This window comes from Nocardia vaccinii NBRC 15922 (genome assembly GCF_001613305.1).
Classification (GTDB): Bacteria; Actinomycetota; Actinomycetes; order Mycobacteriales; family Mycobacteriaceae; genus Nocardia; species Nocardia vaccinii.
The window spans coordinates 1-16,839 of sequence record NZ_BDCC01000014.1 but is presented as its reverse complement, the minus strand read 5'-3'; the positions used below and the strand labels follow the sequence as shown (position 1 = coordinate 16,839).

Sequence of the window (16,839 nt, the reverse complement as noted above, 5' to 3'; positions counted from 1 at the left end):
CATAGAGCGGCTCCGACCGGGTCGATGCGCTGTTTGACCCGCAATTTGGATTCGGGGACGAGGAAGTACACGATCGGTGTCATGACCAGTGTGTAGATCCCCAGGAACCAGAACATCGCCGGCCAATCGAAGTGATCGACCAGCAGTCCGCCGACGATCGGCCCGAGCACACCGGAAAACCCTAGCCCGGTTGCGGTGACGCCCACCGCGACGGGAATGTACTTGCGCGGCAACAGGTCACGGATCAGGCCGTAGGCGATCATCTGGCTGGCGATGGCGAAGGCCTGCAGACCGCGCCCGATCAGAAACAGCGTCCAGTTCGTCGTCAGGGCATCGATCAGACAGCCCGCGATGAACAACAGCCCGCACGTGAGGAAGATCCGCTTCTTACCCCAGACATCACCCATCTTGCCCAGCAACGGGGTGGCCGACGCCCCGACGAGGGTCATGATGATGATGGTCCAGCTGATGTTGGCTCCCACCGTCGGAAACGTCTTGGTCATCTTCTGTACCGCGGCCCCCACCATGACGAATTGCAGCGGCGAGACCTCGGTGTAGAGCACGATCGCCCCTAGTATGGCGATGATCCGAAACGTCGAGGCATTGGTCAGTCGCCCCGTGATCGCGTCGGTATCGACGTTGTCCGGGGGCGGTGTCGTCGATGTTGTCGACATGAACACTCCATTGAAACAAGCGGCATTGATTGTGGGCGGTTCATCATTGACAGATCGGACCGCACCGAAGCGTCGCAGCCAGGTGAACTATGATGGTTTATTCGATTGTGAGAGTGACGCCAAATGCGCCGGGCTGGATAAGATATTTGTTTCGGATCTTGCTGCTGGATCGCGGCCTTCTGGTGGAATACAGCTGTGCCGGTCGTATTCGAGGCCGGTTGATTCAGGTTATTTCAGCGCGTTCATTGCGTGTAGTCAGCGGTTCTGCTCGGCGCAGGTGCGCCGGAGTTCATCCGATGTTTCGGACGAGGTTCGCGAATAGTGCTCGTTCATGTGTTGCGGCCGCCGTTGACACCCAGGATTTGTCCAGTGATGTATCCGGCATCGTCGGAGACGAGGAAAGCGCACGCGGCCGCGATATCCTCCGGCCTGCCGACCCGCCGGACCGGCGTTCGTTGAATATGGTCCGCGATGGACCCGCCGAGGAGGCTACGAGCTTCGGCTTTGCGGAGCATCGGAGTATCGACGAAGCCTGGGGGCACCGCGTTGACGGTGATTCCTCGGGGGCCGAGTTCCAGTGCCAGGGCCTTGGTCAACCCGTTGACCGCTGATTTGGCCGCCACATAATGCGTCATGAACGGTTGCCCGGAATGTGCGCTCGACGACGAGATATTGACGATTCTGCCCCAACCTGCCCTGAGCATGTCCGGGAGCACCGCCTGGGTGCAGTGGAAAACCCCGTTGAGATTGACGTCCAGCACTCGTCGCCACTGATCGAAGGTCAGATTCGCGAATCGCTCGAATCCTTCGACTCCGGCAGCGTTGACCAGCACGGTGATCGGGCCCAACCGCTGCCTGACGACCTCGAGGGCGGCATCGACTCGAGCGCGGTCGGTCACATCGGCAACCTGGCCGAAGCCGGTGGCCGGCAGGTCGAGATCGAGTACGGCCACTTGGTACCCATCTTTGCTCAGCCGTTCGGCCACGGCCGAGCCGATACCGGACGCCCCACCGGTCACGACTGCTGTTCTCATGACCGCGCCCGATCGTCCGAGGCAGGTGCCGGGGGGCCCGGCGGGAGCGCGCGAGACATCGTGTTGGACATAACCCGTTGCGCGGCATCGGGTGTGGTGGCGGTATACATGGGTGCGGCGCTTCTCATGATCGGGCGGGGGTGTGACGGATGTGGAGGCGGGTCAGCCCCCGCAGGATGAACGTGGGCAGGTATTGATAGCGGCGGTTGTCGCGGGAGCCGTGCTTGTCCTCGTCGATGGTGATCTCGGCGGTTCGGTCGAGGAGCCGGTTCACTGTGACAACTGCTTCGGCACGGGCGAGTGGGGCTCCGGGGCAGGTGTGCGGTCCTCGTCCGAAGGCCACATGACCACGGGCGTTGGCACGATGGATATCGAAGGTATCCGGATCGGGAAACTTGCGCGGGTCGCGGTTGGCCGCAGCGTTGAGGAGCATGATCGTGGTTCCTGCGTGCAGGCGTGTTCCGTTGACCGTCGTGGTGGACTTGGTGAGCCGGAAATCGCCGCGGATAGGGCTTTCGTATCGGAGCATTTCCTCGATGAAATTGGGAATGAGCTTGCGGTCGTCCCGCAATGCTTGTTGGAGCTGGGGACTTTCGGCGATGAATTTGACGGATGTCCCGAGCAACCTGACCGTTGTTTCCTGTCCTGCGGCGAAAAGATTGGCCGCGACGCGGACCGCGTCGATAGTGTCGGGGATACTGCCGTCGGGAAAGGTAGCGGTGGCCACACCGGTGAGGACGTCGTCGCGTGGATTCGCGCGGCGGTCGTTTATGTAGTCGGTGAACTTCCCATACAGGTATTCCAGAGGCGCATGTTTCATATCGTCTCCGGTGCTGCTGCCGATGGTGCCGGTGGCGCCGAGCAATGCGTGCCGGAACTCATCGTGGTCGGATTCCGGGACCCCGAGGAGATCGGCGATGACGAGCATGGCGAACGGCGAGGCGTAGTCGGCGTTGAGCTCGCACCCGCTGCCGGCGAGCGCCTCGTCGAGCTGGCGATCGGCGAGACCCCGCATGAATCGCTCGTTTTCCCTGAGGCGCTTGGGGGTGATCATCCGCGCCAGGAGCGCACGGTGGGCGGTGTGCACAGGTGGGTCGAAGGTCGGAAGCTGGTCGTTGAACGGAAGCCGATCGCGGTGGGCGGCGATCAGATCGGTGATGTCGTCCCGGCCTTCGACCGGTACCGGAAACCCTGGAAACGGGCCGGTGACCGAGATGCAGGCCGAAAAGTGTTCGGTGTCGTTGTAGATGGCGACAGCGTCGTCGTAGCCGGTGACCATGGCCACGTCGTGGTGCTTTTCGTGCCGTATCGGACATTCCTCGCGGAGGGCCGCGAAGTAGTCGTAAGGGTCGGCCAAGACGGTGTTGTCGTTGAAGAAATCGACAGCATCGATATCGGTCATGGTGGACTTTCTTTACGCGGATGAGCGATTGCCTGCGGCGTCTGCGTCCGGTACCCGTGCTCCCCGAATGCCGGAGAGCACAGGCATCGGGCGATCCGATTGGGTAGAGATGGGTTTCTATTCGACGACGGAAGTATTCTGATAGCTTTTCAGCATTTCCGGGTCGGGTAGTGCCATCTGAAGATAGATATCGATATGGCAGATCTTCCCGGCGAGCGTGAACTCGAAAACCGAGAGGGAGTTGACCGTGCTGCTGAACTCGCCTACCCTGCTACGTTCCTCGAGCTCGAGGAACACCAGATCCGGAGTTTCGGTTACGCGTTTGAAGGAGCATTCCCAATCCGATGTACTGGCCCAGTTGGTGAGGAACGCGGTGTAGTCGGTCCAATTCATGACCTCTTTGAAATTACCGACTCGCTCGAACTCGTCGGTAGCGACCAGTTCCGCCAGTGGCGCCCAGTCGGCGATGGTGAAGCCGGGTTGTTTGGCCTGGTCGACCAGTCGTTTGGTGATCAGGCTGTATTCGAGAACCTTGCGTGCGAGCCCGGTGTAATCGGACGCGACGTCGGTGAGGTCTTGCAAAATCATGGGGAGAGACTTTCTGCCAGGTCAGGACGCGTTGGCTGCGAGATGACGGTCCACCACCGAGTGATAGTGGGCGACGACCACTTCTTCCTTGACCAGTGCCATATGATCCAGCCTGCGGTTACGCAGTCCGATCTGCTGGCGCGGCATCTGCTCGTAGTCCTGTTGCAGGGCGAGGAAGTACTTGTAGCTGCCGGGTTCATCGACTTCGACCAATTGCGCGCGGTAGGCGTCCTGCATTTCCTTGGGCAGCCACATATAGCTCGAGACGTGCCACACGCATTTGTTGGGGTCGCCGTCCGGATGAGGTGTGGACATGATGACGGTGGCTTCTCCGGCGCGGATGGTCATGAAGAAGTTGGGGAACAGCACCCAGCCGTGGTTGTCGCTCATCTGCGCGTCGGTCAGATCGCTGACATCCAAACCCATGCCGGTGAGGGTTTCGCGGGTTGCCTGCTGTAGCACGGTTCGGGGCGTGACACCGTCCGGGAGTCGGAGGTTGTTTTCGTCGTCGCGGTAAGCGTCGATCAGTTCCTGGAAGCGTGGCAGGACGGCGACGACCGAAGGGAAGGTTTCGGGTAGTTCCAAGATGCCCTCGACCTGCTTCTGCGGGTCCATATTCGCGGCATTGGCCACGTCGAAGGGCGCCATGGCAACGCTGTGGTTTTCGAAGAAGAGGTAGCGGCTGGTGGTCGGATCGATTTCGATCACGCGCAGTAGCTGCGGATGAATGCCCGAGATGTGGTAACCCTCTTGGAAGGCGTCCATGACGACTTTCCAGTTGCAGTCGAGTGGTTCGCGGACGTTCATCACCGTCACCATCTCGTCGAGGTGATACGGCGCGAGCAACCGCGCGACCTCCGCGCCGATGAACTGCTCCAGCGGCTCCGCGTTCGGGTCGGGGTTGAGGAAGATGAAACCGGCGAAGGTGCCGACCGGGATCGGCAGCAGCGAGTGCTGGTCTTTGTCGATGGAACCGGCGAGGTCCTCGCGCAGGATGCCACGCAGTTTGCCTTCGAGGTCGTATGACCACAGGTGGTACTGGCACAGGAATCCGCGCTTGGCGTTGCCCGAGCCCGCGCACAGCATATTGCCGCGGTGTCGGCAGGCGTTGACGAAGCCTCGTAGTACTCCGTCCCTGCCGCGAACGATGACGTAGGACTGGTCGAAAATACGGTATTCCTTCCAGTCGCCGGTCTCGGGCAACTCATCCACACGCCCGGCGACCTGCCACACGCGCATCCAGATCGCTTCTCGTTCCTGCGCCTGGAACTCGGTGGAGGTGTACCGATCGGTCGGGATCCGGGTTCGGTACCGGTCTGGTCCGATATCGGACAAACCCTCCGCGGTGTTGACCCATTCTCCTGGTCGCGCACTCTGCATGGATTCATACCTCCACATCGGGCGGTGGTCGGCCGGCAAGGGATCGGCCGCCACGACAAGATTTAATCAACTGATTGATTAGTATCCTCAGTCACAGTGTGATGGTTGTCAAGCATCGATTGCACTGAGGTCAGATGGTGCTCTGAAGCGAGTCCGCCAGGTCACGATGGATGGCATGGCGCCAAGGCCGTCATGCCTATTCGGCATGACAGCCTGGCAGGAGGGCCGAGATCGGCTCTGGATGTATCGGAATATGGTCGATCGTGTCAGTGGCGTGGATTCAGGTGTTGCTGGCTGCGGCCGCGGCTGCTCGAGCGCGGAAGGCCTGCAGTTTTTCCGCCGGAGCGAGAATTTGGTGGCTGCGCGGCTTGACGGTGACGTCGTGGCCCGCAGCGGCTTTGCGGAGGGCGCCGACGGTCGCGTCGGCGCGCGGGATGTGGCTGAAGGGGTCGAAGGAATACCAGCGCATGGCGTTCTGGTGGGTCATCTTGTCGATATCGGAATCCGGCACGGCGTAACGGTCGAGCACGCCCATCAATTCCTCGGGCGCGTTCGGCCACATCGAATCACTGTGCGGATAGTCGGCTTCCCAGCAAATGTTGTCGATACCGATGTCGTGGCGTAGCCGAACGCCGACGGGGTCACTGATGAAACAGGTCAGGAAGTGCTCGCGGAACACCTCGCTGGGCATTTTGCCCCCCAGGTCGGTGGCCGTCCACACGGCGTGCATCTCGTAGGCGCGGTCGACGCGTTCGAGGAAATAGGGTATCCAGCCGGTGCCGCCTTCCGAGAGCGCGATCTTCAGGTCGGGGTAGTCCTTGATGGGCTGCGACCACAGCAATTCCGCGGCAGCTGACACGATGTTCATCGGTTGCAGGCTGATCTGTACGGTGGGGGGCGAGTCGATGGACGGGATCGTCATCCTGCCCGAGGAGCCGATGTGCACGGATAACACCGTGTTCGTGTCGCACAGCGCCTGCCATAGCGGATTCCAGTACGGGTTGTGGAAACTGGGGTAGCCCTGCGTGGCCGGGTTCTCGCTGAACGTCAGGGAGTGGCACCCCTTGGCCGCGACTCGCCTGACCTCCGCAGCGCACGCATCGACATCCCACATCGCCGGCAGCGCCATCGGGATGAATCGTCCCGGATAGGCCCCGCACCATTCGTCGATGTGCCAGTCGTTATAGGCGCGTACCAGCGCCAGCGACAACTCGCGGTTCTCGGTGACGAACCGGGATGCCGAAAAGCCGGGGAAGGAAGGGAAATTCATCGAGGCCAGGATGCCGCCCGCGTTCATATCCTTGACCCGCTCGTGCACGTCGTAGCATCCGGGGCGGATCTCGTCGAGGCCCTGTGGCTCGACGCCGTATTCCTCCTTCGGTCGGCCGGCGACGGCGTTGAGAGCCACGTTCGGCATGATCGCGTCGCGGAACTGCCAGACATCGGTGCCGTCATCGCGATGCACCACGTGTGGCGCATCGTCGAGAAATTTCCGCGGTAGGTGGTTCACGAACATGTCCGGCGGTTCGATGATGTGGTCATCGACGCTGATGAGGATCAGATCGTCTTTCTGCACGACGATTCCTTTCGATCGGAGCACAGCGGCGGCAGCCGCAGTGGGCGGCGCCACCTCGACCGCGGTCCGGCTGCCGGTCGGTGACCGCCGGCGTCGAGCGGTATGGAATCGCCGCGGCCACGACCAGCCACGCGGCCACGGTGGTTGCCCGCTCTGTCGTCATGCGCATGAGCGCCTGTGTTGTGCCCGCTGACGAAGAGCTGCTTCGGGATATTAGTGGACTTACATCACCCTTTACAAGGAATTCCTCCCTCGGAGGAGGTATGCCGAGCCCTGCCCAGCTGGCCTCATCGAGGTGATCATGCGATGCGTTCTGCGTGCGGTCGTGTACAGATAACCCCTGTACAGAGGCTATTTATCGACGCTTCTGCGACGAGTCTGTGCTCGGGAACGGCCTTCTTCCGGTGCTGACGAGACGCAAGCAAAAAATAGTTGAGTAAGTCGTATATACAAGATTGCTTGGTGGCACCTGTGATGCTGAATCCGAGTGGGGACGGCGCCATCGCAGGCTGATTCCGGCGTGAACGCGCACAGCCCGGCTGAAAACCGTGTCGTCGATGGCTGCTGGCTGCCGGCGCGGATCGAGTGCACAGCAAGCGCACAGAAAGTACCGGGCCGACGTCCAGGTTGGGTGGTTACTGTTCTCGATCGGAGGTAAGAGGATTCGTAGCGACCAATCCGCGATCCGGGGGCGCGGGAGACGGCATCGCCGCGCGCATATTCCATTCGTGCACGAGAGGGCAGGTCATGAAGCACATCTCCGACGTCGTCGCCGGGCCAGTGACCCCCGCGGTGCGTGATTACCGGACGGGGCCGCAAGGAGGAGGATCGATGACCACGACCGTGCCGGTCGTCCTGCTGCACGGGCAGCCAGGGGATCATTCGGTCTGGAACGGTGTGCTCGAGCGGTTGCCGTCCTCGGTGCGGGCGCTGGCGTGGGATCGGCCCGGATACGGCGGCAACGCATGTTCCGCGGGCACTCTCGAAGACAATGCTGTTTGGTTGCTGGATCAATTGGACCGCGCGGGAATTCACGATGCGGTGCTGGCCGGACATTCCTACGGCGGCGGTGTCGCACTCGCCGCGGCCGCGATCGCCCCCGAACGGGTGCGCGGGCTGATCTCCATCGCCGGAGTCGGGCCCGACTGCGCCACGAGATGGGATGAGCTGCTCGCCGCCCCCGTCGCGGGACCGGCGCTGGCAGTGACGATGTGGTCGATGATGCCGCGGCTGGCCCGATGGCATCGCGCGCGTCACCCGGACGCCGCCGTCTCCTGGCACGGGTTCGCCGACATCCGGCACGAGTACGGCCCGGTGTGGCGCACCGTCCTGCTCGAGCAGCGCGAACTGTTCCGCAGTCTGGACCATTGGCTCGAGCGCCTCGACGCACCCGATATGCCCGCATTGATCCTCGCCGATCCGACCGATAAGATCGTTCCGATCTCGACCGCCCGCGCGCTGCACGACCGGTTCCCGCGATCCCGCCTGGAGCTGGTCGCCGGAGGCGGACACCTGCTGCCGCAGCGGATTCCGGACATCATCGCGGCGAAGATAGGTGAATTTGTCGATTCGGTGGGCTGAGCAGGCCTCCGCGAGCGCGCGCGGACGCCTGCGGGCATATCTGAGCGAGCGCGAGGCCCACACCGCGCCACCGCCGCCGATGGCCCCCGAACACGGCCTGCTCCAGCGCGTGGCCGACGAGGTGCGCTGGTCGTTCGCGCCGCCGCGGCACTGGCTCGAGGGCGTCGGGGTGAACATCGCGCTCTCGCTGCTGTATCTGCTGTACTCGCCGCTGGCCCACCCGCACCGGCAATTCGGCTGGGTGGTCCTGGTCGGAACCTATTTCGCCACCTTCATCCTGGCCGACGTCACCACGACCAACGTGCTGGGCCTGGATGCGCCGCGAGTGCGCGCAAGCCTGGCCGCGGGCATGTCGATGCGCGGCATTCTGGTGACGAAAAACCTTGCGCTGCTTGTCATCGTGGGCCTACCGACCTTGGTGTTGACCGCGATCCTCGCGCACGCGATGCGTCCGGGCCAGCTCATCGGCACCCTGTTCGTGGTGACGCTGCCGCTGCTGTGCTGGCTCGGCGTCGGAAATATCCTCTCGGTCCTGCTGGCCGTGGAGACCCGGACACTGGTGCGGCGGTGGCGCGAACGGCGCAGCCGGACCACGCTGCTGTGGCTCGGCCATCTGGCGCTGCCGTACGGCGTCTACTACCTCGTCGCCCCGATCGACGGAACCCAGCACGACCCCTTGCTGCGGCTGCTGCCGCACCTGGATCGGAATCTGCGCTTCATCTGGAACGCCGGGGTCGGTCTGCTGGTGTGGATTCTCGGCACCGCGATCGCCCTGGCCATCGTGCGGCGTCGCGGGTTGCGAATCTACTGACCCGGGCCGATACGGCTGACGGCCGTTGCCGGACTCAGTCGTTCACGTACGCGTTGAGCGAGGTGCGCAGGTCGTCGATCAGGGCGCGGGCGGCGGTGAGACCCGAGCCGTGCCAGATGGTGTCGTCCACGACGAAATCGCGCTTGTCCGAGACAGCGCCGAGTTTCTTCCAGTCGTCACCGTGCATGACCTTCCGGCCGTAGGTCTCGCCGTCCCGACCGTCGAACATCACATAGATGATGTCGCCTTCGACCTTGGCCCGGTCCTGCTCGCTGCTCAGACTGCTCACCCGATAGGACGCATCCCGCTGTGCTTGGGGACGCTGCACTCCCGCATCGGCCAGCACACGTCCGGCAAACGTGTCCGAACCTTGTACCTGTGCGTCCGATCCGCCGAAACGCAGCACCGAGGCCTGTGACAGCGAGGCCGCGATCGCGGCGCCGGTGTCGTGCGCGTAGGTGTGGTAGTCGGTGATCGCCTTCGCGCCCGCGTTCGACCGCCCCAGAGCGTCGGCGAAGGCACTGAACGAGGTCTGCCAGCTGGGATCCTTGCCGATCAGCACGGTGGGTGCGGCCGCGCGCAAGGCGTTCAGGTCACCGTCGCCGACCGTACCGAGGACCAGATCCGGGTGCATCGCAGCGATTTTCGCGACATCGGGTGCGCCCGCGGCGCCCACGCTCGGCACGATCTGCAGGCCGTAGCCCAGGTACGACGGCTGCGGGCTGGGCCCGGCGAGTGTCGTCGCGCCGACGACCCGCTGCCACAGGCCCAGCGCGCAGGCCGCGTCCAGTGCGGCGGTGTCCAGCACGACGACTCGCTTCGGGTCGGCCGAAATCTGTGCTGTCCCAGCGGGACCGGTCACCTCGCGGGTGCCCGAGGGCTGATCCGGATCGCTCGGCAACGGGCAGGCGCGCGTGGTGTCGCGTTCGACGCCGACCACATCCGCGCCGGCGATATTGGTGGTGGTGCGCACGATCGAACTCGCGTTGTCACCGGACCCGTTGCCGCAGGCGGTCAATGCGGCAACGGCCGCGGCGAGCATCAGGCAACTGCCGCGCAAACGTCGTGTGCGGCGGCGGGCGCGTCCGTCCTCGCGCGAACCCACGCCGCGCGGGCGCTTCGCCGGGTCGGGTGTTCGCTCGCTGCGCTGGCTCACGGGCATGCGGGAAGGGTACACATGCTGTGCCTTCGACGGCATTCGCGGGCCCTGCGCGGTCACGTGTGCTGTCGCCTGCGCGTCCGGACGCGGATACGTGGGCCGTGACACCCAATTACGACAGAGAGTAGGACCGGGCGTGATGCTTGCGGCAGCACGGTTTACGATCCGTAGTAGCGAAAGCCACCGTCGTTCGCCGTGCGCCTGTCCGCCGGGCCGGAGCCAGACGTACGACAACGACCAGAAGGCATACCTTCAGGAGGATCAGTGACTGCTGTAGAGCCCCAGCCAGTCCCCCAATTGGAAGCGACTCGGCCGTACCCGCAACGCCTGGGGCCCAAGGGTTCGTTCATCTACAAGTTGGTCACCACCACCGACCCGAAGGTCCTCGGGGTGATGTACCTGGTGACGGCCACGTCGTTCTTCATGATCGGCGGGCTGATGGCGTTGCTGATGCGTGCGGAGCTGGCTCGTCCGGGTCTGCAGTTCCTCTCGCCCGAGCAGTTCAACCAGCTGTTCACCATGCACGGCACGATCATGCTGCTGTTCTATGCGACGGCGATCGTGTTCGGTTTCGCGAACATCGTGTTGCCGCTGCAGATCGGCGCGCCCGATGTGGCCTTCCCGCGTCTGAACGCGTTCAGCTATTGGCTGTACCTGTTCGGCGCGACCATGGCGACCGCCGGTTTCATCACTCCCGGCGGCGCGGCCGACTTCGGCTGGACCGCGTACACCCCGCTGTCGGACATCGTGCACTCCCCGGGTGTCGGCGCCGACCTGTGGATCCTGGGTCTGGCGGTCTCCGGTCTGGGCACCATCCTCGGTGGCGTCAACATGCTGACCACCGTGGTCTGCCTGCGTTGCCCGGGTATGACGTTGTTCCGGATGCCGATCTTCACCTGGAACATCGCGGTCACCAGCGTGCTGGTGCTGCTGGCGTTCCCGCTGCTGACCGCGGCCCTGTTCGGCCTGGCCTACGACCGGCACCTGGGCGGGCACATCTACGATCCGGCCAATGGCGGCGCCATCCTGTACCAGCACCTGTTCTGGTACTTCGGTCACCCCGAGGTGTACATCATCGCGCTGCCGTTCTTCGGCATCGTCTCGGAGATCTTCCCGGTCTTCAGCCGTAAGCCGATCTTCGGTTACACCACGCTGGTCTACGCGACCCTGGGTATCGCGGCGCTGTCCATCGCGGTGTGGGCGCACCACATGTACGCCACCGGCGCGGTGCTGCTGCCGTACTTCTCCTTCATGACCTTCCTGATCGCGGTTCCGACCGGTGTGAAGTTCTTCAACTGGATCGGCACCATGTGGCGCGGTCAGTTGACGTTCGAGACGCCGATGCTGTGGTCGGTGGGCTTCCTGGTCACGTTCCTGTTCGGTGGTCTGTCCGGTGTCATCCTGGCCAGCCCGCCGCTGGATTTCCACGTGTCGGACACCTATTTCGTGGTCGCGCATTTCCATTACGTGCTCTTCGGCACCATCGTGTTCGCCACCTTCGCGGGCATCTACTTCTGGTTCCCGAAGATGACCGGCCGGATGATGGACGAGCGCCTGGGCAAGTGGCACTTCTGGGCCACCATGATCGGTTTCCACACCACCTTCCTGGTGCAGCACTGGCTGGGTGCGGAGGGCATGCCGCGCCGGTACGCGGACTACCTGCCCACCGATGGTTTCACCACGTTGAACACCATCTCCACGATCGGCGCGTTCATCCTGGGCGCCTCGACGCTCCCGTTCGTGTGGAACGTGTTCAAGTCCTACCGGTACGGCGAGGTCGTGACGGTGGACGACCCGTGGGGCTACGGCAATTCGCTGGAGTGGGCGACCTCCTGCCCGCCGCCGCGGCACAACTTCTACGAGTTGCCGCGCATCCGGTCCGAGCGTCCGGCGTTCGAGCTGCACTACCCGCACATGGTGGAGCGGATGCGGGCCGAGGCACACGTCGGCTGGGGTTCCAAGTCGCACACCGTCAAGGAGTTGGAGAAGGTGCCGAGCTGACCGGCTGATTCTCCGCAATGACCGGCGCGGCGGTCGTCTCTTCCGAGACGGCCGCCGCGTCCGGTTTTTCCCGGCAGTGATTCCGGACACGGTGCCGTGGGCCGTGTCCGGCACGCCGGAAACAGCCTGAGACAATGAGGGGCCGTCGTCGGCGGCCGAGCATGGCGCGAGAGGGAGACAACGTGAGCACGTCCGAGCCTGAATCCGGCAACCACGGCCCGTCCGTGGTCGCACAGGCTGCCACGGGGACGACGGTGCTGATCACCGTCACCGGCCCCGACCGGCCCGGCGTCACCTCGGTCCTGCTGTCGGCCTTGGCGCGCAACGGGGTGAGCCTCCTGGACGTCGAGCAGGTCGTCATCCGCGGCCGGCTGACCCTGGGGGTGCTGGTGTCCTGCCCGGGCGACCCGGAGGGCCTGCAGGACGAGCTCGAGGACGCGATGGTCACCGTCGGCATGCAGGTCGAGGTCGAGATCGGCGCGGAATCCTCGGCCGGGACCAGGCATTCGACGCATGCGATCGTGGTGCTGGGCAGTCCGGTCACCGCGCGGGCGTTCAGCGTCATCGCGCGAAAGCTGGCCGAACAGAACGTCAACATCGACGCGATCCGGGGCATCGCGGACTATCCGGTGACGGGGCTGGAACTGACCGTGACCGCTCCCGCCAGCGAATCCGCTGTGCTCGATAGCGGCGCTTCCGGGCCCGCCGTGGTTTCCCGGACCGCCGCCTCCGGGCCAGACGTGAGCGCCGCGGAGACGCGCCTGCGCACCACCCTGGCCGAGGTCGCGGCCAAGCAGAACATCGATATCGCCGTGGAACGCGTGGGCCTGGCCCGGCGCGCGAAGCGGCTGATCGTCTTCGACGTCGACTCCACGCTCATCCAGGGCGAGGTGATCGAGATGCTCGCCGCGCACGCCGGGGTCGAGGACGAGGTCCGCAAGGTGACCGAGGCGGCCATGCGCGGTGAGCTGGACTTCGCCGAATCGCTGCGGCAGCGGGTGGCGACCCTGAGCGGGTTGCAGGAGTCGGTGATCGACGAGGTCGCCGAGGCCATCACGCTGACCCCCGGTGCCCGCACGACCATCCGCACGCTGCGTCGGCTGGGTTTTCGCTGCGGCGTTGTCTCCGGTGGTTTCCGTCAGGTCATCGAACCGCTCGCGCACGAGCTGGAGCTGGATTTCGTCCAGGCCAACACCCTCGAGGTGGTCGGCGGCCGCCTGACCGGCAAGGTGATCGGGGAGATCGTGGACCGCCCGGCGAAGGCCGTGGCGCTGCGGCGTTTCGCCGCCGAGGCCGGAGTACCGATGGAACAGACCGTCGCGGTGGGTGACGGCGCGAACGATATCGACATGCTCAACGCGGCGGGGCTGGGCATCGCCTTCAACGCCAAGCCGGCACTGCGCGAGATCGCCGACGCCGCTCTGTCGCACCCCTACTTGGATGCGGTCCTGTTCATCCTCGGCGTCACCCGCGACGAGGTCGAGGCCGCCGACGCTCGCGATGGTCTGTTGCGCCGCGTCCCGCTGAGCTGATCGTGTCCGGATACGCGTTCCCGGCTTCGGCGCAGGTGGCGATGTTGCGGGTCGGCAGCGTGCCGGGCGGTACCGGAGTGAGAGGGTGAGTTGTCCGAATTCGCATGCGATGACCCGGAATTCGGTTCGCCGGGTCCGGAGGTGACGGGCGAGGCCGCCCTCGTATCCGCGGAACTCGACGACGGATTCGTCGCGCGGCATGCGGAATTGGCGCGCGGGTACGGTAGCGGCGGTGATCCGCAGGACCCGGCGCTGGTCCAGGCGATGCAGATGGTGCTGCACATTCCGAAACAGGATCCGCCGCGTCGGAGCGCACTGCTCGCGGCGGCCGCGACCGCCGCGGTCGCGGTGTGTATGGATCCTCGGGTCGGTCCCGGCGGAGAGTGGGAGCAGCGGTACCTGACCTGGAAACGTTCCCGGATCCGCAAGGTGGCGCGGCGGGCGCGCGGAGCGCAGTGGCTGGCCGCGAACGAGGTCGACGGGCTCACCGTGGAGATCGACGGCGCGCAGGCGCGAGCGCTGGTGCCGGGGCCGGTCGGCGGCATCGATCAGCGAATCCGCAAGCTCCAGATCGGCGGCACCGAGCTGGAATCGGACGATCCGGGTCCCGTCGATCCGGAACTGCCGGTGTTGTGGCTGAATTCGGAACTGGGGATGACCGTCGGCAAGGCCGCGGCCCAGGTCGGTCACGCGAGCATGCTGCTGGCCGGTGCGTTGCCGGTGCGGCAGGTGTTCGAATGGGCGGCGCGCGGCTATCGCTGTTCGGTGCGCGAGGCCGGTCCGCATTGGCCCGCGCTGTCCTGGCTGGTTCGGGAGGGTTCGGCGACCGCGGTGCGGGATGCCGGGTTCACCGAGGTCGCCCCGGGATCGATGACCGTGATCGCCGTCCCGCCGGGCATTTCGAGCTGATTGCGGCACGGCGCTGCGCACTCGTCGTCGAAGTATGGCGGACGGTACGGAACCCGCAGGTTGCCACGATCGCGACAGTGTCGAATCTCACCGGCCCGATGGCGAATTCGCGGCCACTTCGGGGGTGCGGCGGGATATGACATCTACGTGCAAACGGACCATGTTGGGAATGTTTCGGGTGCGTGGTCCAAGATGGAGCCCGTGCCGCAACCGGATCCCGATCTACTCATCGATTTCAACCAGGTGACCGTCCGGCGGTCGGGACATACGCTCGTAGGTCCCCTCAGCTGGCAAGTGGAGCTCGACGAGCGCTGGGTCGTGCTCGGCCCCAACGGCGCCGGCAAGACCTCCCTGCTCCGAATGGCCGCCGCCGAACTCCATCCGACCTCGGGTACCGCACATCTCCTGGGTGAGGTGCTGGGCCGGACCGATATCAACGACCTGCGTCCGCGCATCGGCCTGTCCTCGGCTGCGGTGGCCAGCCGGGTGCCGTTGGACGAGAAGGTCAGCGACCTGGTGGTGTCGGCGGGCTACGCGGTGATGGGCCGCTGGCGTGAGGATTACGACGACATCGACACCGATCGAGCGGTGGACATGCTGGAAAGTCTGGGGGCGGAACATCTTTCCGACCGCGCCTACGGAACCCTGTCCGAGGGGGAGCGCAAGCGAGTGCTGATCGCGCGGGCGCTGATGACCGATCCGGAACTGCTGCTGCTCGACGAACCGGGCGCCGGCCTGGATCTGGGCGGCCGGGAGGAATTGGTGGAGCGGCTCGGCGACCTGGCGTCGAATCCGGACTCCCCGGCCACCGTGCTCGTCACCCACCACGTGGAGGAGATTCCGCCGGGCTTCTCGCACGGCCTGCTGCTCAACGAGGGCAGTGTCGTCGCCCAGGGGTTGCTCGAGGATGTACTGACGGCCGAGAACCTCAGCAAGGCGTTCCGGCAGTCGATCACCCTGGATCGCATCGAGGGGCGTTATTTCGCGCGTCGGAGTCGTCGGCTGGGGCGGCATCGCGCCTGAGTGCCGTGTAAGGCCGCGGGACCGGGGCTCGCGACGGGGGCGACCAAGCACCCGTTAGGGTGCGAAGGGTGAGTGAGACTGTTGCCGTGAGTGAACCGAGGACACCGCGCGCCGCGCGCCGCGCGAACCCGACGACCGGCACGGTGCGGCTGTGAACGATTCCGCGCCCGTGGCGCCCAAGGACGCGTCCACCGTCATGTTGGTGCGTGACGGCGAGTCCGGGCCCGAGGTGTTCCTGCAGCGGCGCGTCAAGGCGATGGCATTCGCCGCCGGGATGACCGTCTTCCCGGGCGGTGGCGTCGACCCCTCCGACGCGCAGGCCGAAATCACCTGGGCCGGACCGGGTCCCGCGTGGTGGGCCGAGCGATTCGGCGTCGATCAGGCGCGGGCGCAGGCGTTGGTGTGCGCGGCCGTGCGCGAGACGTTCGAGGAATGCGGAGTGCTGCTCGCGGGCCCGACGGCCGACACCGTCGTCTCCGATACGTCGGTGTACAGCGCCGCGCGTGCTCGTCTGGAGCGTCGCGAGCTGTCCCTCGGCCAGTTCCTGGCCGCCGAGGATCTGGTGCTGCGCGCGGATCTGTTGCGGCCCTGGGCGAACTGGATCACCCCCACCGTGGAATCGCGCCGCTACGACACGCGGTTCTTCGTCGCGGTGCTGCCGGAGGGGCAGCGCGCCGACGGGGCCACTTCCGAGGCCCAGCACGTCGTCTGGTGCACTCCCGCCGAGGCCCTCGAGCGGTGGAAGGCCGGTATCGACGTGCTGCTGCCACCCACCTGGTCCCAGTTGGTCGCGATCGGCGAATTCTCCGCTACCGCTGATATCTTCGCCGCCACACCGGATTTCGAGCCGATCCAGCCGATTCTGACGACCGTCGACGGTAAACCGCGCCTGCAATTCCCGAACAACGAACGCTACTTCGCAGATCTCCCCGACGGGTCCCGCCTGCGCGGATCTCAGCCCGCCGACTGAACATTCGGGTTGCGTCGGCATCGATCCGGGATCGGGCGCCGGGTCGCACGACTGTCAGCGGGTGCACAGCGGGTGCAGTGCACGTCGCGCGGCCGGTGGCGCGTACCGGGACCAGCGCGGATGTCGTCTGGATCGAAAGCCAGGAGCTGTACCGGTCCGTGGGATCGAGGGCCCGGGAGCGGTGCTGCGGGTGTGGGGG

15 protein-coding genes are annotated in these 16,839 nt (G+C 65.2%); 8 read left to right on the top strand and 7 right to left on the bottom strand.

Annotated elements, in window-relative coordinates; genetic code table 11:
- The coding region (locus NV1_RS11475) for an MFS transporter (protein ID WP_157116809.1) at positions 1-674 on the bottom strand (674 nt) is incomplete at its 3' end.
- Here NV1_RS11475 and NV1_RS43400 point away from each other — a divergent pair.
- Positions 673-996, top strand: coding sequence for a hypothetical protein (locus NV1_RS43400; RefSeq protein WP_157116807.1), 324 nt, complete (start codon positions 673-675; stop codon positions 994-996). The two genes, NV1_RS11475 and NV1_RS43400, sit on opposite strands and share 2 nt — an antisense overlap.
- A gap of 7 nt (positions 997-1,003) precedes the next feature.
- Here the strand turns inward: NV1_RS43400 and NV1_RS11470 are convergent, their stop codons facing one another.
- The 5 genes from NV1_RS11470 to NV1_RS11450 form a co-directional block, all read right to left on the bottom strand.
- Complete coding sequence (locus tag NV1_RS11470) at positions 1,004-1,708, bottom strand: SDR family NAD(P)-dependent oxidoreductase (protein ID WP_067889294.1); 705 nt, start codon at positions 1,706-1,708, stop codon at positions 1,004-1,006.
- A 124-nt stretch (positions 1,709-1,832) separates the two neighbouring features.
- Positions 1,833-3,110, bottom strand: coding sequence for a cytochrome P450 (locus NV1_RS11465; protein WP_067889291.1), 1,278 nt, complete (start codon positions 3,108-3,110; stop codon positions 1,833-1,835).
- A 117-nt stretch (positions 3,111-3,227) separates the two neighbouring features.
- Complete coding sequence (locus NV1_RS11460; protein ID WP_067889288.1) at positions 3,228-3,698, bottom strand: hypothetical protein; 471 nt, start codon at positions 3,696-3,698, stop codon at positions 3,228-3,230.
- A 21-nt stretch (positions 3,699-3,719) separates the two neighbouring features.
- Positions 3,720-5,078 carry an aromatic ring-hydroxylating oxygenase subunit alpha gene (locus NV1_RS11455; protein ID WP_067889308.1) on the bottom strand — a complete coding sequence of 453 codons (1,359 nt, stop codon included), beginning with the start codon at positions 5,076-5,078 and terminating at the stop codon, positions 3,720-3,722.
- 280 nt (positions 5,079-5,358) lie between these two features.
- Entirely contained in the window at positions 5,359-6,654 is a 1,296-nt protein-coding gene (locus NV1_RS11450) for an amidohydrolase family protein (RefSeq protein ID WP_067889285.1), read from the bottom strand.
- A gap of 831 nt (positions 6,655-7,485) precedes the next feature.
- Here NV1_RS11450 and NV1_RS11445 point away from each other — a divergent pair.
- Together NV1_RS11445 and NV1_RS11440 are read left to right on the top strand one after the other, a co-directional pair.
- Positions 7,486-8,235, top strand: a complete 750-nt coding sequence (locus NV1_RS11445; protein ID WP_067889277.1) for an alpha/beta fold hydrolase — start codon at positions 7,486-7,488, stop codon at positions 8,233-8,235.
- Positions 8,210-9,046 carry a hypothetical protein gene (locus NV1_RS11440; protein ID WP_084525286.1) on the top strand — a complete coding sequence of 279 codons (837 nt, stop codon included), beginning with the start codon at positions 8,210-8,212 and terminating at the stop codon, positions 9,044-9,046. The genes NV1_RS11445 and NV1_RS11440 overlap by 26 nt, the downstream gene beginning before the upstream one ends.
- A gap of 34 nt (positions 9,047-9,080) precedes the next feature.
- On the opposite strand, the gene NV1_RS11435 is transcribed toward NV1_RS11440, so the two are convergent.
- Positions 9,081-10,208 (bottom strand): ABC transporter substrate-binding protein, encoded by a 1,128-nt coding sequence (locus tag NV1_RS11435; RefSeq protein WP_084525285.1) that lies wholly within the window; start codon positions 10,206-10,208, stop codon positions 9,081-9,083.
- 261 nt (positions 10,209-10,469) lie between these two features.
- On the opposite strand from NV1_RS11435, the gene ctaD reads away from it, so the two are divergent.
- The 5 genes from ctaD to NV1_RS11410 all read left to right on the top strand — a co-directional run bounded on the left by ctaD (position 10,470) and on the right by NV1_RS11410 (position 16,640).
- Positions 10,470-12,206 (top strand): aa3-type cytochrome oxidase subunit I, encoded by a 1,737-nt coding sequence (gene ctaD, locus NV1_RS11430; protein ID WP_067889274.1) that lies wholly within the window; start codon positions 10,470-10,472, stop codon positions 12,204-12,206.
- Between the two features lie 161 nt (positions 12,207-12,367).
- A complete protein-coding gene (gene serB / locus NV1_RS11425) occupies positions 12,368-13,738 on the top strand; it encodes a phosphoserine phosphatase SerB (RefSeq protein ID WP_084525284.1) in 1,371 nt (456 codons plus the stop codon).
- A gap of 90 nt (positions 13,739-13,828) precedes the next feature.
- Entirely contained in the window at positions 13,829-14,647 is an 819-nt protein-coding gene (locus tag NV1_RS11420) for an aminoacyl-tRNA hydrolase (protein ID WP_245713661.1), read from the top strand.
- A 192-nt stretch (positions 14,648-14,839) separates the two neighbouring features.
- On the top strand, positions 14,840-15,670 hold the full coding sequence (locus NV1_RS11415) for an ABC transporter ATP-binding protein (RefSeq protein WP_067889271.1): 831 nt from the start codon (positions 14,840-14,842) through the stop codon (positions 15,668-15,670).
- Between the two features lie 196 nt (positions 15,671-15,866).
- A complete protein-coding gene (locus tag NV1_RS11410; RefSeq protein WP_169813315.1) occupies positions 15,867-16,640 on the top strand; it encodes an NUDIX hydrolase in 774 nt (257 codons plus the stop codon).
- Positions 16,641-16,839 lie beyond the last annotated feature (199 nt).

Excerpts from the sequence above, each read along its gene's own strand:
- NV1_RS43400 (WP_157116807.1), top strand. The coding sequence starts at position 673 with ATGAACACTCCATTGAAACAAGCGGCATTGATTGTGGGCGGTTCATCA.
- NV1_RS11470 (WP_067889294.1), bottom strand. The coding sequence starts at position 1,708 with ATGAGAACAGCAGTCGTGACCGGTGGGGCGTCCGGTATCGGCTCGGCC.
- NV1_RS11465 (WP_067889291.1), bottom strand. The coding sequence starts at position 3,110 with ATGACCGATATCGATGCTGTCGATTTCTTCAACGACAACACCGTCTTG.
- NV1_RS11460 (WP_067889288.1), bottom strand. The coding sequence starts at position 3,698 with ATGATTTTGCAAGACCTCACCGACGTCGCGTCCGATTACACCGGGCTC.
- NV1_RS11455 (WP_067889308.1), bottom strand. The coding sequence starts at position 5,078 with ATGCAGAGTGCGCGACCAGGAGAATGGGTCAACACCGCGGAGGGTTTG.
- NV1_RS11445 (WP_067889277.1), top strand. The coding sequence starts at position 7,486 with ATGACCACGACCGTGCCGGTCGTCCTGCTGCACGGGCAGCCAGGGGAT.
- NV1_RS11435 (WP_084525285.1), bottom strand. The coding sequence starts at position 10,208 with ATGCCCGTGAGCCAGCGCAGCGAGCGAACACCCGACCCGGCGAAGCGC.
- serB (WP_084525284.1), top strand. The coding sequence starts at position 12,368 with ATGGCGCGAGAGGGAGACAACGTGAGCACGTCCGAGCCTGAATCCGGC.
- NV1_RS11415 (WP_067889271.1), top strand. The coding sequence starts at position 14,840 with ATGGAGCCCGTGCCGCAACCGGATCCCGATCTACTCATCGATTTCAAC.
- NV1_RS11410 (WP_169813315.1), top strand. The coding sequence starts at position 15,867 with ATGTTGGTGCGTGACGGCGAGTCCGGGCCCGAGGTGTTCCTGCAGCGG.